This is a genomic window from Asanoa sp. NPDC049573 (assembly GCF_040676615.1).
Lineage (GTDB): Bacteria > Actinomycetota > Actinomycetes > Mycobacteriales > Micromonosporaceae > Asanoa.
In genome coordinates this window covers 28,888-49,767 of sequence record NZ_JBFAPI010000017.1, presented here as the reverse complement: position 1 = coordinate 49,767, position 20,880 = coordinate 28,888, and the positions used below count along the sequence as shown (strand labels likewise).

Genomic DNA, 20,880 nt, shown 5'->3' with positions numbered 1-20,880 from the left:
TGCGCGCTGGTGGATTTGGTAGCCCTGCTCTGCCGGCACTGAGGGTGTGACGCCTGTCGGCTGACACACTCGCGGCCGCGTCTGAGCCGGGCCTCGTCCACCGCCGTCCCGGGAGCCGTCAGCGGTCTTTTGGCGGCGGCACGAAGCCGCGCGGACACGACGGCTGCAGGCGCATCCGGGGCTCCGGACGCAAGCTGAGCGAGAGGACGGCGGTGACCGCGATCCCCGCGGCGATCACCAGCACCGCGGTGCGGAACCCGTCCACGGTCGCGACCTGCAGGGAGTCGCCGGTCAGGCCGGCGGTGCCGGCGTCTGCGACGAGCACGAGCAACGCCAGGCCGACTGCAGCGCCAATCGAGGTGCTCGTCGAAGTGATGCCGGAGGCGACGCCCTGCTCCCGATCAGCGACTCCGATCCCGGCGGCGATGAAGATCGCGGTGAAGGAGATCCCGTCGCCGAGGCTGATCAGGATCAGGCCAGGGATCAGCGTCGTGTAGTTGCCGTCGGGTGACATGGTCACCGCGAGCGCGACCGCGCCGGTCGCCCCGACGGCCAGCGACAGGGCGAGCGTGGGCCGCAACCCCCAGGGCGTCACGGCGCGGCCGGCGAAGGTGGAACCGGCTACCACGACCGCGGTGGGGATCAGGAACGCGATGCCGGTACCCAGCGCGTCGTAACCGCGTACGTCCTGGAAGTAGAGCGTCAGGAAGTAGAGCACCGAGCCGAAGGTCGCCCAGAACAGGAAGGCCATGGCCACCGCGGTCGCGAGGTTGCGGCTGGCGAGCAGGCGCGGTGGCACGAGCGGGTCGCGGCTGCGCCGCTCGATGACCACGCACGCGGTCAGGCAGATGACGGCGCCGGCAGCGCTCGACAGCACACCGGCCGAAGCCCAGCCCAAGTTCGGGCCCTGCACCAGTACGAAGATCAGCAGTGTGATGCCGAGCGCGGCCGTGAGCGCGCCGGGCAGGTCGAACCGACGTCCGGCCGCGCGCCTGCCGTCGGCGGGGACGAGCGCGAAGGTCAGCAGCAGCGCGAGACCCGCGAGCGGCACGTTGACGAAGAACACCGCCTCCCAGCCGAGTGCTTGGGTGAGCACGCCGCCAAGCAGCACGCCCACCACCAGGCCGGCGGCGCCGGTGCCGCCCCAGACAGCCACCGCCCGATTGCGCTCGGGACCCTCCCGGAACGTCGTGTTGATCAGCGCGAGGGTGGATGGGAAGACCAGCGCGCCGCCCAGACCCTGCACCGCGCGCGCGACGAGCAGGACCGCGGGCGTCGGCGCCAAACCGCCGAGCACGGAGCCACTGGCATACAGCGCCAGGCCGGTGGCCAGGACCCGCCGGCGCCCGAGCAGGTCCGAGGCGCGACCACCGAGCAGCAGGAAACCCGCCGACGTTACGGCGTACGCGCTGATCACCGCTTGCAACGTCTGCGTCGAGTAGCCCAGGCCGCGCCCGATCGCCGGCAACGCAACGACCACGATGTATTGATCCAGCGACACGATCAGCATCGCGAACGCCAGCAGTGCCAGGATCGCGGTCCGCCGGCCGGGCGGCGGTGTGGGTTCGCTCGATTGCATGGACGTCTCCGGATCTCGTCGGCTGTCCGCGTGCCGCGGGCCCATTGCGCCGGATGGTCGGTGGTAACGACGGAGATTCCGCTGGCCGGCCAGGCCGGCACGTAGGACGAGCATCCAGGTGTAACCGGCGGCCGTGCCTAACCGCTGATACGGGTTGCGGATCGCGGTGGCGCCATTCCCGGCGAGTGGATCGGAACCTGGGGCAGGAGTGCAGGCGTGGCAGCCGCCTGCCCGTGCCACGATCATAACGTCCGAATGGACGGGTTTAGCTCATTGCGCAGCGGTCCGCCGGCTATTCGGCTCGCACTCTGCTGGCCAGGCAGCAGCGGACGAGGTCCTGCACGACCGGGTCGGGTCGACGCCGGCCGGCCATGCAGGACGGAGACGGGGAACTGGTCGGTGCGGACCAGGTCGTAGGCCACGGATCGAGACAGGCCGAAGATCGATGCGGCGATCGGCGCGGTGGTGACGGCGCCGAGTGCGCGGATACGCGGGGCTCTTCCGAGCCGTTGTGTCGCGCAGGCCGCACGTGGTGTGCCTGCGCTCTGCGTGACTATTCGACGGATTTGTCGACGGCTCGTTGCGTAAAGCCGCCCAAGATCGGGCGGCTCTATGACGCTTGAGCGGCCCGTGGTTCGTCGACGTGCATCTCCGTCGGCCGCCCGGCCGTCCCGCCATCTTCCGGAGCCGCAACGACAACCTGCTCCTGCTCCGGCCGCGCAACCTCGTCCTGATCCGGCCGTACGGCGACCATCTTGAACTCGCCGGTCTGCTCGCTGATCGCAGCGGCCGCCATGACCGCCGCGGCGGCCCGGTCGGCCATCCGCTTGGCCTCCCGCTGCATCCGGACGCGCATCTCGACGGTCTGCTGCTCGGTGGCTTCAGCCGCCCGCCGCGCGGCGTCGAGCCGCGACAACTCGGCGCTCAGCTCCTGCCGCGTCGCGCCCAGGCGGTGCGTGACCTGCGCCAGATCCTGTTCCACGGCCGCGCCGTCGTGGCGTAGCTGGCCCAACTGCTGCTGCGCCTGCTCCTGCGCGTTGCGCAACTGGGTCAACGCCTGCTGCCGAGCCTCGATCTCTTTCTGCAGCATGTTGAGCTGCTGGTGATGGGCCGCCATCACCTGCTCGGCCTCGGCCTGCCGGGCCTCGTCGGCCTCCTGCGCCGCCGCGCGGTGGTCGTTGACCTCGCGCTCCACGTCGGCGCGCCACTGGGCGAGTTCCTGTTTGGTTTGCTCGTGGGCGCCTTCGATGCGGGCCCGGGCCTCGCCCTCCGCCCGCTGGATCGCCGCCTCGCTGGCCTCGCGGCGGCGTTCGGCCTCCTGCTCGGCCGCCTCCAGGGCCGCGGCGCCTTCACCACGCAGGCGCTCGGCCTCCTGGCGGGCGGCCTCGAGGACCTTCTCCGCCGACGCCTTGATGTCGGCGCCGTGCTGGTTGGCCGCGTCGACGATGGCCTGCCCCTGCTTCTCCGACAGGGCGAGGATCTCGTCGACCATCGAGCCCAGGTGACGGAACGACGCCCGGTCGAGACGCGGCGGACGGTCGCGCAGCTCGGTGAGCTCGCTGTGCACCTGCTCCAGGTTGGCGGTGAGGCCCCGGATGTGGTGGTGCGCCTGCTCGCGCTCGGCGCTGAGCGCCGCGATGCGTTCGGCGGCCTCGGCCACATGGCGGTCCACCTGGCGTTTCTCGTAGCCCCGAAGCGCCGAGTCGAACGCCGGCGTGTCGTGTTGTTGCTGACCCTCGGACATCCGCCATCCTCCAGAGCACCCGCTCGACCGGCGGGACTATACCTCCCGCACATCATGTTCCGACAGCAGCAAGTTGACGTCGCCGAACTCGTGCCAGCGGTAGCCGGCCGCCAGGGCGGCGGCGTACGAAGTAGAGACGAGACCAGGACCGGCAACCGCCGCCAGCAGGTCCAGGTGTGAAGCGTGCGGTTCGTGGAACCCCGTCAGCAATCCGTCCACGACCCGCACGCCCCGCTCCGGCGTCACCACCAGGTCGGTCCAGCCCGAGCCGGCCGCACCGCCCGTCGTCTCCAGCGCCCGCACCACCGTCGTGCCGACCGCGATCACCCGCTGCGCCGAGGCGACCGCGCGGGCGGTGGAGGCAGGAACCGAGAACCATTCCGGGTACGGGCGTTCGTGCCCCTCCGCCGACGCCACCCCCGTGTGCAGCACGATCGGCGCCACCTGCACGCCGGCCGAGACGAGCCGGGTGACGATCCGGTCCGTGAACGGCCGACCCGCGCTGGGCATCTCCGCGCTGCCCGGCTCCGTCGCGAACACCGTCTGGTAGGCCGACAACGGCCACGACCGCGGCACGTAGGAGTAGCGGATCGGTGAGCCGTGGCGGCTCAGGTACCCAGGCACATCGTCGAAAGACAGCGCGGCCACCCAAAGACGACCTTGGGAGTACGGCGACAGCAGCGTCACCGATCCGCCACCGCGCAGCGCGAACCGCTGGCCGGCGACCGCGGTGTCCAACGGCCCGACGGTCGGTGCCCCGGCCCGGCCGGCGAGACGCGGCTCGACCAGCCAGGTGCCATCCGCCCGACAGGTCGAGAAATGGATGACATGTCCATCCAGCGTCGGCACGGCCGCCGGCAGCGTTGCCGACGTGTTGACCACCAGCAGGTCGCCCGGGCGCAACACCGTCGGCAGGTCGCGGAACAGCTGATGCCGCTGCGCCGAAGGAGTGGAAACGAGCATCCGGACCGCGTCGCGGGGCACGCCGCGCGCCTCCGGCGGTTCGTGGGCGAGCAGTTCGTCCGGCACCACGAAGTCGGCGGTCGCCGTCACCACTGCGACACCCGGATCCGGCCCGACTCCGGCCGAGCGGCCAGCAGCCGCAGGAACGCCGGCACGACCGACTCCGGTTCCGGGCGGTCGCTGATGTCCTCGCCGGGGAACGCCTCCTGATGCATCCGGGTACGCAGGTCGCCCGGGTCGACCCACCACACCCGCACGTCCGGCTCCTCGGCCGCGAGTATCCGGCTGGCCTGCTCGACCGCCGCCTTCGCCGACCCGTAACCGCCCCAGCCGGCGTACGCCTCGATCGCCGCGTCCGAGGTCACGTTGAGCACGACACCGCCCCGCTTGCGCAACCCCGGCAACGCCAGTTGGGTCAGCGCGAGCGGCGCGTGCACGTTGACCTCGTACACCTCGCGCAATGCCTCGATGGGATAGTCGGCCAGCCGCGGCTGCGGTGACGGCCCGAGAATGCCGGCGTTGTTGACCAGCAGGTCGGCGCCGCCGAACTGGTCGGCCACCTCGATCAGGGCGGCCCGGTGCGCGGGATCGGTGACGGACCCGACGACCGGGGTGACGCCCGGCCCGAAGCCGACGGCGGCGAGCGCGGAAGCCTCGCGGCCGTCGACGATGACGTTCCAGCCGGCGCGGGCCAGCCCGCCGGTGAGGGCACGGCCCAGGCCCCGGGACGCGCCGGTGATGATCGCTGTTGTCATGCCTTCGACGCTAGGAACGCCCGAAGCCGATGCCATCGGCCCGCGGTCAATCCCGTCCCGGGACCTTCGACCTAGGTCCATCGGACCGGATCACGAGGGGTCCGGTCCGCGTTACGGTGCGAGGGTGGACGCGCGCGAAGAACTGCGGGCGCTGAGCGCCGCCGTGCTCGCCGTGACCGCGCGGCGGTCGGTGCGCGAGGTGCTGCAGACGATCGTCTCCTCGGCCCGCCGCCTGTTGGGTGCCCGGTACGCGGCGCTCGGCGTGCCGGACGAGGGCACCGGCGCGTTCGCCGAGTTCGTGGTCGACGGGGTCAGCGACGCGCAGTGGCGGGCGATCGGCCCGCTGCCGCGCCAGCACGGACTGCTCGCCGTGCTGCTCCGCGACCCGGAACCGCTCCGGCTGGCCGACATCCGCAGCCACCCGCGCTTCGAGTACTGGCCGAAGCACCACCCCGAACTCCGCGACTTCCTCGGCATGCCGATCATGCACGGCAGCGAGATCCTCGGCGCGATCTACCTGGCCAACAAGCGCGGCGGCGAGTTCGACCGCGACGACGAGGACCTGCTCCGGATTCTCGCCGGCCATGCCGCGATCGCGCTGGTCAACGCCCGCCTCTACGAGCGCAGCCGGGAGCTGTCGGTGCTCGAGGAGCGCGACCGGATCGCCCGCGAGCTGCACGACTCGGTGGCCCAGAAGCTGTTCAGCCTGCGGCTGACCGCCGATGCCGCGGCTGCCCTGGTGGCCCGCGACCCGCAGCGGGCGGTGGCGCAACTGGGCAGCGTGCGTGCACTGGCGGCCGAGGCGTCCGACGAACTGCGCGCCATCGTCGTCGGAATGCGGCCGGCCGACCTCGCGCACGAGGGGCTCGACGCGGCGCTGGGCAAGCAGGTGCGGCTGCTCGACCGGGTGCACGCGGCCCGGGTCAAGCTGGTCGCCGAGGCGGTGCCGCGACTGGCGCCGGACCGGGAGGACACCGCCTACCGGGTCGCGCAGGAGGCCCTGCACAACGCGTTGCGGCACGCCGATGCCCGGGCGGTCGAGGTCCGGCTGTTCGTCGACGGGCCCAACCTGGCGGTCGAGGTGCGCGACGACGGTCACGGCCTGCGCCCCACCGATCAGGGGTTGGGCCTGACGTCGATGCGGGAGCGCGCGGAGGCCGTCGGCGGTCGCCTGGTGGTCGAGTCGAAGCCCGACGAGGGCACCACGGTGCGGCTGGAGGTGCCCCTTGACTGACCGGATCCGGGTGCTCGTGGTCGACGACCACGCGATCGTGCGCCAGGGGCTGCGCTCGTTCCTGGACGTACAAGATGATCTCGAAGTGGTCGGCGAGGCCGCCGACGGTGCCGAGGCGGTCGTGCGGGCCGCCGAACTGCTGCCCGACGTGGTGCTGCTCGACCTGCGCATGCCGGGCACGGACGGGGTTGCCGCGCTGCGCGAGATGACGGCCCGGGGCATCCGGTCGCGGGTCCTGGTGATCACCAGCTTCACCGAGCCGGCGGCGGTGTTGCCGGCGGTGCGCGCGGGCGCGGCGGGCTATGTCTACAAGGACGTCGACCCGCCGGCGCTGGCGGCCGCGATCCGCTCGGTCCATCTTGGCCACACCCTGCTGCATCCGGACGTGGCGCGGGTGCTCAGCGAGGGCGAAGGTGGTGCCGGCCCGGCCAGGCTGACACCGCGGGAGCGGCAGGTGCTCGCCGAGATCGGCCGCGGCCGGTCCAACCGGGAGATCGCGCGCGCTCTGGGCCTGGCCGAGAAGACGGTGAAGGCGCACGTCAGCGCGATCCTGGGCAAGCTCGGTGTGCAGGACCGGACCCAGGCCGCGTTGTACGCCGTGCGCGCGGGACTGGCCTGACGGGAAGGGCCGGGGCTGCCGACCCTTCCCGTCACGCGATCAGCGGGTCAGGACCGTCGCGACCCGGCCCCGGGTGTCTTCGGTGCCGGTGAAGCCCTCGCTCGGATTGAACTCGTCTTCACCGAAGTCGACGTCCGGGTCGTCGGCGGTGCCGCCGATGCCGTCGTCGCCGACACCGTAGAGCAGCGGGAAGTTGCCGCCCTGGTCCATCAGGTTGAGGGTGTCGTTGAACTGGTCGACGTGCCAGTTGCCGAAGAAGTGCCCGGCCTCGTGCGACGTCACGTTGCCGACCGCCTGCGAGATGAAGCCGATCTTGTTGCTGGCGGGCGTGAGGTAGAAGTTGAGCGACGCGTCGTCGGTCGCCGGGCCGCTGAGCACGTCGAGCAGGATGAGCGCGGTCTCCTGCGTGTCGAAGTTGCCCGGGTCGATCGACTGCGAGATGCCGATGGTGTCGACGCCGGACTCGGCGATGGTGCCGCCGACGATCAACCGGCTGACGTTGACCTCACCGAACGGGTCGGCGTCGTCGCGGCTGTTGAGGATCCTCAGCCGGAACTTGTCGTTGAGCCCGCTCTGCGCCAGGTCCTGCTTCACGTTCTCGGTGACCTCGGCGACGATGCCGTCGATCAGCTTGTTCTCGTCGGCCGTGGTCAGGCCCCACCGCCCGAGGAAGGAGCGCAGCGGGCTGAGCGTCACGACGCCCGGGCCACCGAAGATCGCGGTGTTGAGGCGCTGGCCGTTGAAGTCGATGAAGATCGTCTGGGTGATCTTGTCGCCTTCGAGGTTGGGCCGGTAGGCCTCGACGGTGATGTCGTAGTCGCCGCTGCCGTTGCTGACGGCCACGTAGTGCAGGCCGTCTTCGTCGGCGACGTGTTCGCTGACCGCGTTGCCGCCACCGGGCAACGGGCTGTTCGGCGGGTAGATGAAGGTGGCGTCCTGGTCGGAGCCGTGCACCTCGCGGCCGGCGGTGTCGTAGATGGTGATGCGGGCCGGTGAACCGGTCACCGAGGTGCCCAGCACGTCGCCCTTGCGCAACTGCACGGCGTAGTAGTCGACGTCGGCCCGGGCCACATCGAGCAGCAGGTTGTAGGCACCCTCGCTGCCGGCGCCGTCGCCGCTGGCCGGGTCGAACGGGTCGGCCGGCAGCACGTTGTATCCGGTGACGGCTAGGTAGTAGTCGCCGGTCTCGGTGAACGTGAAGGTGAGCAGGCTGTCGAGCCCGCCGGCGTCGTCGTTGAACGCGACCTCGTCGCCCTCGGCGTCGTAGAGGGCGAGCATCGAGTCGAGCAGCCCGACCGGGGTGTCGATGTCGGCGGTCAAGGTCTCGCCGACCCCCGTGACACTCACCTTGTAGAAGTCGAAGTCGCCGGTGTCGCCGGCGGCCGAGCCGTGTGGTCCGTCTCCGATCGTGCTGGTCACGCTGATGCCGTTGCGCAGGCCCTGGATGCCCGTGTCGGCGGCCAGGGGGATCGCGCCGTCGTCTTCGGCCTTGGGCGTCACCGCGGTGCGGGAGACCACCTCGTTGTCGAGCGAACCGAGGATCCGTGCCTTCGGGTTCTGCTTGGCCCTGGTGCCGAAGCCGGGCACGGGCTGGGCGAGGGCCGGCGAGTCGTTGCCGCCCTGGCTGCCGTCGAGTTCGTCCTCGTCGACCAGGATCGGCGACGCGGCGACGACTTTGCGCAGCGCCCGCTTCTGTTCGCGGGCAAGGCTCTGCTTCTCGGCGGCCTGCCGCCAAGCGGCATAATCGATCTTCGTCGGATCGGGTACGAGTGCCAGATACGGATTGACGCCGGCCGGTGTCTTGCCGGCCGGTGCCTTCGCGGCGACCTGTCCGCCCGCGGCGAGCGTGGCGCGGTCGGTGCTGCTCAGCCCCGGGTCGTTCTTCGGGTCGGCTGTCGCGACCGCCGCTGGCAGCATCGCTGCTACCAGCGCCGTTCCGGCCAACAGCGCGATTGTTCGACGCATGAGCCCCTCCCCCTTGCGGCCCGGGCCCCTGCGCCCGGCCCATCGATGGCTATCAGCGACGCTATCCAGCCGTCCAAGGTCGTGAATAGGTCTAGATCGTCGTCAATGACATAGACGCATCACGATAGCCATTGAAAATGGGGCATTTACCCCGATCAGAAACTGACACTGTCCGGGATCTGTCGAGGGGGTTGCCAAACCATCCGTTCGGCCACCCGTGCTCGACCGTCCGGACGTCTGCCCATAGTGGATCTTGCGATCGGGTCAGGCCACAGTCGATGATCAAGAAGGCCCGATCCCCCAAGGGATCGGGCCCGGTTTCGCGTCACCGGCCCGAACCGGCGGCGTTTACGCAGGTGAAGACCGCCGGCGCAGACGGCACGGCACGGGGCTTTCGGCGGCCTTGACCTGTGGTCCATCATTGAGTGAAGCGGACGAATGAGGTGCTGACGAGCAATCTCGTCAGTCGTCCACAGTGTTCCTCGGGTTGCTAGCTAGCGTCAGTGGAGTCAGGCGGCGGATGGTGGTGCGCGACAGATGAGGATGCAGCCTCGTCAACAGCTGCTGGAGATCTGGAACGCGACAGTGCGTTCGTCCTGGTCAGAGCGGGAAAAGCGGTGGCGCTTCGGCGGGCGTGACGCCCCCAACTCGATCGGTGATGCCGAGCAGTTGCTCTGCATCCTGATGCCGGCAACCAAGATCGAGTCGTTCAAACTGGACCGTCCGGACGAGACGTCCGAAGACATGATCCGGGCGCTCCGGCCGCTCGGCAACGCGACCGAGATCCCCAAGACGCTGATCGGGATCCTCCGCGACTACTACGAGCGCTACAGCGAGCCCGACGGGACGCCGATCTTCTCCGGCTCGTCCTACTTCAGCTCCGGCGGCCCGGCCCAGCCCTCCAAAGAGCAGCTCAGGCTCGACATCGTCGACTCGTTCGCGATGTCCGTCACGCTGTCGCTGTCGACCCTCGGTTTCCTCAAGGTGCTCCGCTCGGTCGCGAGCCGCGAGGAGAACCGCAAGGAGATCGAGTCCCTGGAGATCCTGGCCAGCAACCGGCTCAGCGCCGCGATGGTCGGCCTGCTGCGCAGCTTCACGGTCAACGTCTTCGACGTCGACTCGGCCTACGGCCAAGCGCTGGTCACCATGATCAACCAGGAGAACCTGCCGCAGCGGCAGGTCGTCAGCGCGATAAGGCGCGACCTGCGTGAGACCATCGCCAGCTTCCGCGAGGTCCTGATCGGTTCCGGCCAGGTCGGCGACATCGACAGTCCCGACCGCCTCTTCGAGGTCGGCTGGTCCTGGGGCATCGTCAACGGCGCACCGCCGATCGAGACCGACGAGCCGGTCGGGCAGCAGCCCAAGGGCTTCGCGCAGGACGCGCCCTACCTCTACTTCACCGTCATCGCGGTCGACGCGATCGAAGACCTCTTCTCGGAACGGACCCGCGTTCTCGGTCTGCTCAACGAGGAGCAGCAGCGACTCTCCCGTGCTCTCCAGCTGCGGTGGGAACTGACCCGCTCCTACTGGTCGACGATGGCGACCTTCGGCGCCGGCCAGCGCTGGCCGGTCGAAGACATTCCCTGGCGCACCACTGACGAGGACGCGTCCGACTACTACACGCTCCTGGTCACCTCGCTGGCCGTGAAGGGCCTGATCCAGGAACGCGGCACCGACGTCGAGTTGGGCCGGATCGGCACCGTGCTGATCGAGTTGGCCAACCGCGCCCGGATCACCCGCCGGCCGTTCGACACCGACCCGGCCCTGTCGCTGCACGCGCCGGGCGTGCTGGTGCCGCTGGTCGGCAGCGAAGACGCCGGCGAGCCCCGGCTGCTGTGGACGGTTTCCGAGTTCGCCGCCCTGCTCTTCCAGCGCACCACGGTGATCGGTGGGCTGATCAATGACGCCGAGGGCCGCTCGCGCCTGCTCGAGCTGGCCGACCGCACCTGGGACCACCTCAACCAGCGCCGGCTCGACAAGGGCTCCGGCCGCAACCTGTGGGACCAGCCCACGGCGGTCTTCGGCCAGCTGACCACCCGCTATGACAAGCCCTCGTGGTACTACACCCAACGGGTCGTGCAAGGCCTGGTAACCACGGCCAACATGCTCAACCGCGCACCATTGCGCAGCCCGCGGCTCGGCAACTACGCGTTCGACCTGCTCACCGAGGCCGAGCACCTCTACGACATGGAGCTGCTCTCGGGCGCCGGCGACGCCGGCCCGCGGATGCGCGAGACGCTCAAGGTCGCCCAGATCCACCTGTCCCGGGCCCGCGAGATCCTGCCCGAGCGTCCCGGCACCGCGGCCACTCTGGCCGCCCAGGTGCTCATGTCCCTCGACGAGTTGGCCGCCGCGCGCCGCGATGTCACCGAGGCGGGCTGACCAATGTTGATCTTCGCTACGTCCGACAAGGGCGGCACCGGGCGCTCCGTCACAAGCAGCAACATCCTCTACCGGAGCGCTCTGCAGGGCAGCGACGTCTGCTACCTCGACTTCGACTTCGGCTCGCCCACCTCCGGCGCGATCTTCAACGTGCCCAGCGCGCTGCACGGCACCACGCAGGGCGGCCTGCACTCCTACCTGCACGGCATGGTCGCCGACCCGACCCGGGTCGAGATCTGGCAGGAGTCCGACCGGTCCAGCCTGCGCAGCCGCCCGCCCGGCGCCGGCCGGCTGGTGCTCTTCCCCGGCGACAGCGGCGGCGGCGAGTTCCCGATCACGAAGGAAAACACCGAACGCTGCGCCCGGCTGTTCCTGCACCTCGAAGAGGAGTTCGACCTCTGCCTGGTCGACCTCAGCGCCGGGCGTTCCTACGCGACCGAGATGGTGCTCGCCGCGACGGCGACCGAGGCGCTGCGCAGCATCCGCACCCGCTGGTTGGTCTTCCACCGCTGGACCCGCCAGCACGTGCTCGCCGCCGCCGGCCTCGTCTACGGCGAGCGCGGCATCCTCGACACCGGCACCCAGAAGGGCCACGACCGGGAGGAGCTGGCCAACGCGCTGCGGTTCATCCGCACCGCGGTGGTCAATCCCGACTCGCCCGAGCTCGAGGGCCTGCGACCGGCGCAGATCGCCTGGCTGCGCGATGTGGACCGAGATCTGTCCGAGTTGGCCAGCAGCCACAAGGTGGGTCGCACCCTGCTGCTCGGCACGATCCCGCTCGACCCGGTCCTGCAATGGCGTGAACAGCTTATTTCGGATAACGATGTGTGGTCGCGGCGCATCGCGAACCGTGAGACGCTGGAACAGTTCGACTCGTTGGCCAAGAAAATCGTCGACGATGCGGCCTGGGAGACGCTGTGACCGGAGTGGCATTCGAAGAGGCGGTCGCTCAACGGAGCGTCGAGCGCGTGGCGCTCTCGCACCTGTCGATCGAGCTCGGCCACCTTTACATGGAAGAGTTTTCCGGCGGCATCGAGTCGCTACGGCGACACTTCCGCCGAGTGGCGCCGTGGGCCCAGTCCGCCGCGCGCACGGTCGCGACCAAGCCCGGCGGCAACCGCCCCCGGATCAGCACCTGCTTCCTGGTCGACGACTACTTCTCGCGGTTCAGCACGCCGCGTGAGGTGATCCCGATGCTGGTCGCCGCCGCCGAAGAGAGCGGCCTCGTGATCGACTACCTGGCCCGCGAGTCGGGCTGTGTCGTCGCCGACGAGGTGCCGCTGGCCCGCGTGGTCGAGCAGGCCCTGGTCACCGATCCGGTCCCGGGCAGCAACGGCATCCGCCCGCCGACCACCGAGACCGGCTGGCTCTGCAACGGCCAACGCTCGCCCAACACGGTCGCGATTCCCGCGATGGCCGAAAAGGGCTGGCTCCCGCCGGTGCAAAACGCCGCCAACCGCCACTCGATCTTCGTCGACGTCGAGCTGTGGGACCTGGAAAACGGCCAGCGCCGCTGGTCGTGCCCGTTCCTCGCGGCGGTCTGGCAGCTCATCCGTCTGGGCCTGCTCCGGCACAACGGCGAGGTCGTGACCACGCCGTGGCAGGTCGAGGAGCTCCCCGACGACTGGGACAAGCTGCCCGCGGTGGTCCAACTCAACCCGCAGGCGGCCGCGTTCAGCGCCTACCGCACGTTCTCGGTGCTCGGCTCGCGCTTCCTCGAGGTCGAGTTGGCGGTCCGCACGATCCTGGGCCAGGTCTCCATCGACCCGATCGTGCTCGACCAGGTGTTCGCCCGCATGCGCGGCGAGCAGATGGAGTTGCCGAAAGAACTGGTCGACCGCATCGACTACGTCTTCATCGGCGAATAAACCCATCCCGGCTCGGGTCCTTCCGCCCTAAGTCGAATACCCACGTCCGTCCGGCGACCGATGACCGCGAGATCCCGGGCGACGAGCCTGGGTTCATGACACACAGGCACACACCGGTGTTGGTCGCCGACGGTCTGACCAAACGCTACGGTCGGGTCACCGCGGTGGCCGACCTGTCCTTCACCGTGCGATCCGGCGCCGTCACCGGCTTCTTCGGCCCCAATGGCGCCGGCAAGACCACGGCGCTGAAGATGCTCGTCGGGCTGGCCCGACCGACCGCCGGGCGGGCGTTCGTCAACGGCACGCCGGTCGACTCCATGATCCCGGACGCGCGCGTCGTCGGGGTTTACATCGAGCCGTGCGGCGCCCATCCGGGTCGCAGCGGCCGTGCTCACCTACGCACGCTGGCGACGTTGGCGGGCCTGCCGCGGGCCCGGGTCGACGAGGTGCTCACCATCGTCGGTCTCGACGAGGCCGCCGGCCGCCGGGTGGGCACCTACTCGATGGGCATGCGCCAGCGGCTCGGCCTCGCGGCCGCGCTGCTGGGTGACCCGCAGATCCTGGTGCTGGACGAGCCGGTCAACGGCCTGGACCCCCGCGGCATCGCCTGGCTGCGCACGCTGCTGCGGGAGCAGGCCGCGCTCGGCCGGACGGTCCTGCTCTCCAGCCACGTGCTCAGCGAGGCGGCGCGGACGGTCGACGATGTCGTCGTGGTCGACCAGGGCCGGGTCGTCCACCAGGGCCCGTTGAGCGATCTGGAAGACCGTGGCGAGTCACTCGAACTGGCCTACCTCAACCTGACGGGCGGCAACTAGTCATGGCCCTGTTGAGAGGCGAGCTCGGCAAGACGCTGGGCACCCGTACCTTCTATGCGTTCCTGTTCGGCGGGGCCGGATTTTCGCTGCTCAACGCCGTGCTCGTCGCCGAGGCGTCGGGAACCCTGCGCGTGGCGAGCCAGAAGGCGGAGGCGTTGACCACCCTGCCGGTCCTGCTGATGGTCTGGGGTCTGGTCGGCGCGGCCGGCGAGCACCGGCACCGCACCGCGGCACCGGCGGCGTTGGTGGCCGGGCGCGGGCGCGCGACGGTGCTGCTGGCCCGGCTGGCCGCGTACGCGGTGACGGGTTTCGGGTTGGGTGCCGTGATGATCGGTGCCGCGCTGGCCCTCGGCCTGCCACTGCTGCGCGACCAGCCCGGGCCGGATCTCGACGTGGCACAGATCCGCACGGTCGTGCTGGCGAATCTTGCCGCCTGCGTGCTGTCGGCGATCATGGGAGCCGCGATCGGTGCTCTCATCCGCAACCAAATTGTCGGGGTGGTCGTCTTGCTCGTGTTCAACTTCGCGGTGCTCCCGCTGATCTCCGGGGCGCGGGAGGGCCTGGCCAACCTCACGCCGTTCGGCGCGTCGTCGATCCTGTCGGGCATGACCCACGACACCACGCTGTCGATCACCGCCGCCGGTGCCGTCTTCGCCGCCTGGACGACCATCGTGGCGGGTGGCGCGCTGACCAGCGAACGTCGACGCGACCTGGCATGACCACCCTGGTCCAGGCCGCCGCCCGCCTGCCCCTCGTCCGCTGGACGTGGGCCAGGCGGGTGGCGGTACTCGACGTGATCGTGGCCGCAGTCACCACCGGCGTCGAGATCGGCGTGCTCGTCGACGGCTGGCCGGGGGTGACCGCGACCGCCATCGTCCTGACGGTCCTCGCCGGCGCGCTGCTGACCGTGCGCCGCCGGCTGCCGCTGGTCGTGCTGTCCGGCACGGGCGCGCTGGCCGCGGTCGAGGTGGCGCTGCACGGCTATCCCGGCGGCGCACCGGTGATCGTGGCCATGTACACCGTGGCCCAACTCTGCGAGCGGTGGATCTCGCTCGCCGTGCTGCTGCCCACCGCCGCCCTGCTCCAGGTCGGTTCGATCAGTTCGCCGCCGATCGCGATCGGAGCCTGGGCGCTCGGCGCCTACGTGCAGACCCGGCACCGCTACACCGCCGCGCTCGAAGACCGGGCCGCCCACCTCGAACGCGAACGCGACCAGGCGCGGGAGATCGCCAAACAGCAGGAGCGGGCCTCGATCGCCCGCGAACTGCACGACATCGTGGCCCACTCGGTGACCGTGATGCTGCTCGGCGTCCGGGGTGCCCGCGACGTCATGCGCACCGCACCGGAGGTCGCCGACGAGACGCTGCGCGGCGTCGAGCGGACCGCCGAGGAGAGCGTCGCCGAGTTGCGCCGCATCCTGGCCGTGCTGCGCGGTCCCGACCAGGTCGCCGACGTGCGCCCGCCGCCGGGGCTGGCGCTGCTGGAAGAGTTGGTCGACGGTTACCGGACGGCCGGGCTGCCGGTCGAGTTGCGGATACAGGGGCCGGCCCGGCCCCTCGACAGCGGCATCGAACTGTCGGTCTACCGGATCGTCGAGGAGGCCCTGACCAACGTGCTCAGGCACGCGCGGCCGAACACCGTCGCCGTCGCGCTGCGGTTCCACCCGTCAACACTGGAGGTCGAGATCGAAGACGACGGCGCCCCGGTCGCGCCCACCCGAGCCGGGCACGGCATTCTGGGGATGCGAGAACGCGTCGCCGCCCTGGGCGGCGTGATCGACGTGGGCGAACGCGCGGGCGGTGGGTTCCGGGTCGGCGCCCGGCTGCCGATCGACGAGGCCGCGTGAGCATCCGCATCCTGATCGCCGACGACCAGGAACTGGTCCGCACCGGCCTGCGCCTGGTCCTGCAGGCCTACGACGACCTCGACGTGATCGCCGAGGCCGGCGACGGGCAGGAGGCGCGCGACCTGGCCGAGAAGCTGCGTCCTGACGTGGTCCTGATGGACGTCCGCATGCCCCGGATGGACGGCATCGAGGCGGTCGCGCTGCTCACCGCGGCGCACCTCGATCCACCACCGCGGGTGCTGATGCTGACCACGTTCGACCTCGACGAGTACGTGTTCGGCGCGCTACGCGCGGGCGCCGCCGGGTTCCTGCTCAAGGACGCCTCGCGCGAGCGATTGGTCGACGCGATCCGGGTGGTGAACGCCGGCGAGGCGCTGCTGTCGCCGTCGGTCACCCGGCGGCTGATCGAGGAGTTCGCCAAGCGCCGCGATCCGCTGCGCATATCGGACCCGGGCACGACTGCCCTGACCCCGCGGGAGCGGGAGACGCTCGGGCTGGTCGCGCGGGGCCTGTCGAACATCGAGATCGCCCAACGCCTGTTCGTCACCGAAGCCACCGTGAAGAGCCACGTCAGCAGCGTGCTCACCAAACTCGGCCTGCGTGACCGGGTCCAGGCCGTGGTCTTCGCCTACGAACACGGCCTGGTCGTGGCCGGCGAACCCTAGTCGGCGATGTCGGGCAGATGCTCGGGGTCGGCGCCGGGTAGCCAACTCAGCGCCTGGCCGGCCAGCCGGCGGAAGTTGCGGTCTTCGTCGTTGCTGGCCAGCGTGACCAGCAGCCGGCGGATGTCGGGGTCGGCGCCGAAGCGTTCGCACAGCGCCCGCACCGACGCCTCGCGTATCGACCAGTCGCTGTCGTGGACCATGTCGACCAGCGTCTGGCGCACCTCTTCGTGCGCGTAGAGCCGCTCGCCCAGCACCCGCAGAGCCTCGCGACGGACCTGCAGGTCGCTGTCGCGGCGGACGGCGACCGTCAGCAGGTCGCGGATCGCCGGGTCGCCGCCGAACGACTCACCCAATGCGCGCAATGCCGACGCGCGCACCGTGCCGTCGTCGCCGGTGGCCCGCATGGCCAGCAGGTCGCGGTGCTCGTCGTCAATGCCGGCCGAGACCAGGGCGACCGCCGCCTCGGTGACCACCAGCGCGTCGGGGTCGCGCCGGACCCGGTCGAGCAGGATCTCGCGCACCTCCGGGTCGTCGGCGTAGGGCTGGAGGGCGTGTGCCGCGGCCTCGCGGACGCGCGGGTTGGCGTCGGTCTGCACCCGCGCGGCGATCAGCGCGCGGGTGCCGTCGTCGGCGACCTTGGCGGCGGCCGCGAAGACCAGGCCGTCGGGGTCGTCGCGGGTGCGCTCCAGCAGCAGTTCGAGCACCTCGGGGTGGGTGGTGGCGTGCCTGGCCAGCGCCCGGACGGCGGCGCCGCGCACGTCGGCGTGTGCGTCCTGGCGGGCCCGATCGAGCAGCAGGCGGCGGATCGGGGTGTCGCCGCCGCAGCGCTCGGCGAGCGCCTCGACCGCGGTGCGCCGGACCGCGGCGTCGGGATCTTCGCCGACCAGCCGGGACAGCACCGCGCAGACCGCCGCGTCGAGGCCGATCTTCTTGACCAGGGCCTCGGTGGCCGCGAGCCGGACCGCCGCGTCGGTGTCGGTGTGCGCGATCCGGGCCAGCGCGGTCGCCGCCGGCGCGTAGCCGGGCAGCGCCGCGGTCAGCGCCCGGATGGCGACCAGGCGCACCTCGGCGGAGCGGTCGCTGCGGGCGCAGTCGACCAGGGCCGCGTGCACCTCGGGGTCGGCCCGGAAGTGCTCGCGGAGGATCTGCACCGCGGCGCGCCGGGCGATCTCGTCGGGGTCGCGGCCGGTGCGTTCGATCAGCAGGCCCTTGACCGTGTCGGCCGCGTCGAAGCGCTCGACCAGCGTCTTGGCGGCCGCGCTGAGCACGCCGGCGTCGCGGTCGTCGTGAAGCAGGGCGGTCAGCAGGCTCTTCACCGGCTGGCCGGAACCGAGACGATCCGCGAGTACGCGCACCGCCGAGCGCCGCACCACCCCGTCGGGCTCGGCCCGGATCCGCTCGATCAGCAGCTCGCGCAGGTGCTCGTAGCCCAGGCCCCAGTCGTTGAGGGCGCGGGCCGACACGGCCACCACCTCGGCGTCGCGGTCGGTGCGGACCCGGTCGACCAGCGCGCTGCGCACCGAGTCGTCGTAGGGCAGGCGTTCCATCATCTGCACGGCGGTGCGCCGGACACCCGCGTTGCCGTCGCGGCGGGTGCGGTCAAGTAGTAGGCGGCGGACGGCCGACTCGTCGCGGAACCGCTCGCCCAGCGCCCGCACCGCGGCCAGCCGGACCGCGGCGTATCCGTCGACGGTGGCCCGCTCCAGCAGCACGTCGCGGACCCGCGGGTCGGTGCCGAACCGCTCGCCGAGCGCCTCGACGGCCGCCAATCGCACCCCCGCGTAGGCGTCGTCGCGGGCCCGGCGGATCAGCTCCTCGCCAGCCCGGGCCAGGGCCAGTTGGAAGGCGCCCCGGTTGGCGGCGGTGCCCGCCACATGGGCCAACTCGGCCAGGCCGGCGACCGCCGCGTAGGACGCCCAGCGGTCGTCGATCGCGCTGAGCACGGTGCTGAACAGGTCTTCGACGTGATCCGACGGCGGCGCCAGGATCGCCGCGAGCTGCGCGGCGTAGGCCGAGACCGAGCTCCAGATCAGTCGGACGCCACGGCGCCTGTACCAGTTCAAGTAGATCTGGCCGCCCGGCCAGGTGGCGCCGATCGTGCGGGCCGCCGGCAGGATCTCGGTCTCGATCAGCGCCATCGTGTCGCGGTCGTCGATCGAGACACAGTGCTCGATCAGCAGGATGATCCGGCGGAGCAGGTCTTGCGCGGGGCCGGCGACCGCGGTGTGCGGGTTGCGCACCTCGGCCAGGCACTGCACGGCCAGCGCCAGGTTCCACGGCGGCTGGGCGAACGCGCCCGCCGGCCACGGGTGGTTGACGTCGGTCGCCAGCAGCGAGATCAACTGCGCGGTGTGTCGCTCGTGGAGGGAACCGGCGACCAGCCGGAGCACCTCGCGCCAGGACGGGTCGGCCCAGTGCTCGACGAACAGGTCCTTGAGGCGGCTGAACGGCCACTGCTGGTCGTGTTTGAACTTGCCGACCACGGCCTCGGCGCAGAAGAACTCGAGGAATGTGCGGTGCACGAAGCCGTAGAGGTGTGGCCCGTAGCGGCTCAGGATGAAGTTGCGCTCGCGGAACTGGTTGATCATGGCGCGGGCGATCGCGCGGGCCTCGGACGGGTCCTTCTGGTAGCGCTCGGCCAGGTAGTCCTCGAAGACCTCGCTCAGGTCTTCGGCGCTGACGTAGTTGGCCGCCAGGCCCCGCTCGCCGCTCTGCACCTTGTAGGCCAGCCGGCGCAGCAGTTCCTTCTTGTCTTCGGCGTCGATGAAGCCCGGGCTCTCGTACTGGTCCTGCAGGTGGCGGTTGATGTCCCAGTGCTCGACCAGCACGCTCGCGGCGTGGTCGAACAGCTTCCACCGTTCGCGGGGGAGCGCCTGGTGCTTGCCGATGATCGCCAGGATGGTCAGCAGCATCGGGTTGCCGGCCAGCTCGCGGATCGACGGCGAGTGGCGCATCGCCTCGAGCAGCCGGGCCCGGCGCGCCGCCGAGTCGCCCGGGCGGTCGTTCATCGCGAGGTCGTACCAGCTGGCCAGGAACTCGGTGATCTGGCTGTCGTCGAGGTCCTGGAGGGTGAAGTGGGCGAAGCCGAGTTCGCTGAGCATCCGCCGGGCGTACCCGATGATGCGGGAGGTGACGATGACCCGCACGTGCGGGAACTCGCCCGCGAAGGCCGCGATCTGGTTGGCGACCGCCTCGCGGCGCCGCTTGTCGAAGATCTCGTCGAGACCGTCGAAGATGACCACGGCCGGCCCGCCGCCGGTCAGGTAGCGCAGCAGCGCCGCCCGCTCCAGGCCCAGCCCGTCGAGCCCGGCGCGCTGGTCGAGATAGTCGATGAAGTTGCTGCTGCGGCCCTCGGCGTAGAGCGCGACGTAGGAGCGCAGCTCGATGAACAGCGGCAGGTGGCCGTCGAGCGGGCCGAGACGGTCGTCGACCGGCGGGCCGGTGTGCGCCAGCGCGAGGGTGATGTAGCGGGCCGCCGTCGACTTGCCCGAGCCGGGATCGCCGAGCAGCACGATGGCCTGGTTGTCGGGCGCCGCGACGACGTCGAAGAGGCGGCGCAGCGGCTTGGCCCGGTAGGCCTTGTGCAGCAGCGCCAGCTCGTCGGGGTCGACCTCGTCGGGCACGTCTTCGGTCTCGAGATGGCCCTCGTACTGCATCCGCTGCCACCACTCGCGGGGCAGCTCGACCGGCGGCGGGTCTTCGCGGACCGACTGCTCGATGAAGACCGAGCTCAGCCGCATCTGGAGGTATTCGTCGCGCTGCGGCGGCGTCAGCGCGTCAAGATCGAGACCGCCGTATTGCTGGTGGAGGCGGTCGTAGTAGCGCTTGAGGGTCTCGGTGCTCAGCGACTGGAGGTGGCCGGTCGGCCGGCCGATGTCGGCCAGGCAGTTGGCCACCGCGGCGGTGACCAGCGCGGCGAGGTCGCCCGGACCGGTGAACGTGCTGCACATGTGGCGCACGACCAGCTCGCTGCGCAGCGCCTCGATGCGCTCGGCCTCGTCGCCGCGGTCGATGTGCACCCGCGGCCACGGCGCTTCCTCGTCGAGCAGGAAGATCAGGCAGGGCTTGCCCATCGCCTCGGCCTGCCGGTATTCGAGCTCGGTGATCGACCGGTCGTAGCCGGGCGGGACGAAGCCGTAGCGCCAGGCGAAGATGCCCACGTAGAGGTCACAGTCGGCGACGTCTTCGAGGCAGCGCTCGACCGGGCGACGATCTTCGGCCACATAGGACTCCATGGCCACGTCTTCCACCCGCAACCGGCGGAGCGCCAACTTGACCGCGGAACGGCACTCTTCCAGATCACGGAACGTTGCTGAGACGTAGACCTTGGTCAACGCGGCTCCTCGATTACGTGAGCGACACGCGCCGTTACCGTACCAACATCTGGCAACGTTGGGGTTCCCCGGTCCATCGGGATTGATCAAAGTATCGTCTGGGTGGCATTC

Annotated in this window: 15 protein-coding genes; 9 read left to right on the top strand and 6 right to left on the bottom strand. The window is 70.7% G+C overall.

The features are described from left to right. Nucleotides 1–118: 118 nt before the first annotated feature. From AB0J74_RS30180 to AB0J74_RS30165, 4 genes are all read right to left on the bottom strand, one after another. The gene (locus tag AB0J74_RS30180; RefSeq protein WP_363453926.1) at nucleotides 119–1,579 is read right to left on the bottom strand and encodes an MFS transporter; all 1,461 of its coding nucleotides are present in this window, start codon (nucleotides 1,577–1,579) and stop codon (nucleotides 119–121) included. 610 nt (nucleotides 1,580–2,189) lie between these two features. Beyond that, nucleotides 2,190–3,323 carry a hypothetical protein gene (locus AB0J74_RS30175; RefSeq protein WP_363453924.1) on the bottom strand — a complete coding sequence of 378 codons (1,134 nt, stop codon included), beginning with the start codon at nucleotides 3,321–3,323 and terminating at the stop codon, nucleotides 2,190–2,192. A gap of 36 nt (nucleotides 3,324–3,359) precedes the next feature. Next, the gene (locus tag AB0J74_RS30170) at nucleotides 3,360–4,379 is read right to left on the bottom strand and encodes an S-adenosylmethionine:tRNA ribosyltransferase-isomerase (RefSeq protein WP_363453922.1); all 1,020 of its coding nucleotides are present in this window, start codon (nucleotides 4,377–4,379) and stop codon (nucleotides 3,360–3,362) included. Then, the gene (locus AB0J74_RS30165) at nucleotides 4,373–5,041 is read right to left on the bottom strand and encodes an SDR family oxidoreductase (RefSeq protein WP_363453920.1); all 669 of its coding nucleotides are present in this window, start codon (nucleotides 5,039–5,041) and stop codon (nucleotides 4,373–4,375) included. Before AB0J74_RS30165 ends, AB0J74_RS30170 begins: the two co-directional genes overlap by 7 nt. 124 nt (nucleotides 5,042–5,165) lie before the next feature. Here AB0J74_RS30165 and AB0J74_RS30160 point away from each other — a divergent pair, with 124 nt between their 5' ends. After that, complete coding sequence (locus AB0J74_RS30160) at nucleotides 5,166–6,275, top strand: GAF domain-containing sensor histidine kinase (RefSeq protein WP_363453918.1); 1,110 nt, start codon at nucleotides 5,166–5,168, stop codon at nucleotides 6,273–6,275. Further along, nucleotides 6,268–6,894 carry a response regulator transcription factor gene (locus tag AB0J74_RS30155; RefSeq protein ID WP_363453916.1) on the top strand — a complete coding sequence of 209 codons (627 nt, stop codon included), beginning with the start codon at nucleotides 6,268–6,270 and terminating at the stop codon, nucleotides 6,892–6,894. Before AB0J74_RS30160 ends, AB0J74_RS30155 begins: the two co-directional genes overlap by 8 nt. Nucleotides 6,895–6,933: 39 nt before the next feature. On the opposite strand, the gene AB0J74_RS30150 is transcribed toward AB0J74_RS30155, so the two are convergent. Continuing rightward, a complete protein-coding gene (locus tag AB0J74_RS30150; RefSeq protein WP_363453914.1) occupies nucleotides 6,934–8,859 on the bottom strand; it encodes a PPC domain-containing protein in 1,926 nt (641 codons plus the stop codon). 537 nt (nucleotides 8,860–9,396) lie between these two features. Between AB0J74_RS30150 and AB0J74_RS30145 the strand changes: the two genes are divergently transcribed. The 7 genes from AB0J74_RS30145 (at nucleotide 9,397) to AB0J74_RS30115 (ending at nucleotide 16,435) form a co-directional block, all read left to right on the top strand. Then, complete coding sequence (locus AB0J74_RS30145; RefSeq protein WP_363453912.1) at nucleotides 9,397–11,241, top strand: SCO2524 family protein; 1,845 nt, start codon at nucleotides 9,397–9,399, stop codon at nucleotides 11,239–11,241. A 3-nt stretch (nucleotides 11,242–11,244) separates the two neighbouring features. Further along, a complete protein-coding gene (locus AB0J74_RS30140; protein WP_363453910.1) occupies nucleotides 11,245–12,162 on the top strand; it encodes an SCO2523 family variant P-loop protein in 918 nt (305 codons plus the stop codon). After that, nucleotides 12,159–13,109 carry an SCO2522 family protein gene (locus tag AB0J74_RS30135; RefSeq protein ID WP_363453908.1) on the top strand — a complete coding sequence of 317 codons (951 nt, stop codon included), beginning with the start codon at nucleotides 12,159–12,161 and terminating at the stop codon, nucleotides 13,107–13,109. The genes AB0J74_RS30140 and AB0J74_RS30135 overlap by 4 nt, the downstream gene beginning before the upstream one ends. Before the next feature lie 95 nt (nucleotides 13,110–13,204). Beyond that, nucleotides 13,205–13,924 (top strand): ATP-binding cassette domain-containing protein, encoded by a 720-nt coding sequence (locus AB0J74_RS30130; RefSeq protein WP_363453906.1) that lies wholly within the window; start codon nucleotides 13,205–13,207, stop codon nucleotides 13,922–13,924. 2 nt (nucleotides 13,925–13,926) lie between these two features. After that, a complete protein-coding gene (locus AB0J74_RS30125; RefSeq protein ID WP_363453904.1) occupies nucleotides 13,927–14,643 on the top strand; it encodes a hypothetical protein in 717 nt (238 codons plus the stop codon). After that, nucleotides 14,640–15,770 carry a sensor histidine kinase gene (locus tag AB0J74_RS30120; RefSeq protein ID WP_363453902.1) on the top strand — a complete coding sequence of 377 codons (1,131 nt, stop codon included), beginning with the start codon at nucleotides 14,640–14,642 and terminating at the stop codon, nucleotides 15,768–15,770. The genes AB0J74_RS30125 and AB0J74_RS30120 overlap by 4 nt, the downstream gene beginning before the upstream one ends. Beyond that, nucleotides 15,767–16,435 carry a response regulator transcription factor gene (locus AB0J74_RS30115; protein ID WP_363453900.1) on the top strand — a complete coding sequence of 223 codons (669 nt, stop codon included), beginning with the start codon at nucleotides 15,767–15,769 and terminating at the stop codon, nucleotides 16,433–16,435. Before AB0J74_RS30120 ends, AB0J74_RS30115 begins: the two co-directional genes overlap by 4 nt. Here the strand turns inward: AB0J74_RS30115 and AB0J74_RS30110 are convergent. Continuing rightward, nucleotides 16,432–20,769: a HEAT repeat domain-containing protein gene (locus tag AB0J74_RS30110; RefSeq protein ID WP_363453898.1), complete on the bottom strand. Its 4,338-nt coding sequence runs from the start codon at nucleotides 20,767–20,769 to the stop codon at nucleotides 16,432–16,434. The genes AB0J74_RS30115 and AB0J74_RS30110 overlap by 4 nt on opposite strands. Nucleotides 20,770–20,880: the final 111 nt, after the last annotated feature.

What these genes read in the sequence shown, in the direction of transcription:
- AB0J74_RS30180 (WP_363453926.1), bottom strand. Translation starts at nt 1,579, where the DNA reads ATGCAATCGAGCGAACCCACACCGCCGCCCGGCCGGCGGACCGCGATC.
- AB0J74_RS30140 (WP_363453910.1), top strand. Translation starts at nt 11,245, where the DNA reads ATGTTGATCTTCGCTACGTCCGACAAGGGCGGCACCGGGCGCTCCGTC.
- AB0J74_RS30130 (WP_363453906.1), top strand. Translation starts at nt 13,205, where the DNA reads ATGACACACAGGCACACACCGGTGTTGGTCGCCGACGGTCTGACCAAA.
- AB0J74_RS30175 (WP_363453924.1), bottom strand. Translation starts at nt 3,323, where the DNA reads ATGTCCGAGGGTCAGCAACAACACGACACGCCGGCGTTCGACTCGGCG.
- AB0J74_RS30120 (WP_363453902.1), top strand. Translation starts at nt 14,640, where the DNA reads ATGACCACCCTGGTCCAGGCCGCCGCCCGCCTGCCCCTCGTCCGCTGG.
- AB0J74_RS30145 (WP_363453912.1), top strand. Translation starts at nt 9,397, where the DNA reads ATGAGGATGCAGCCTCGTCAACAGCTGCTGGAGATCTGGAACGCGACA.
- AB0J74_RS30125 (WP_363453904.1), top strand. Translation starts at nt 13,927, where the DNA reads ATGGCCCTGTTGAGAGGCGAGCTCGGCAAGACGCTGGGCACCCGTACC.
- AB0J74_RS30150 (WP_363453914.1), bottom strand. Translation starts at nt 8,859, where the DNA reads ATGCGTCGAACAATCGCGCTGTTGGCCGGAACGGCGCTGGTAGCAGCG.
- AB0J74_RS30165 (WP_363453920.1), bottom strand. Translation starts at nt 5,041, where the DNA reads ATGACAACAGCGATCATCACCGGCGCGTCCCGGGGCCTGGGCCGTGCC.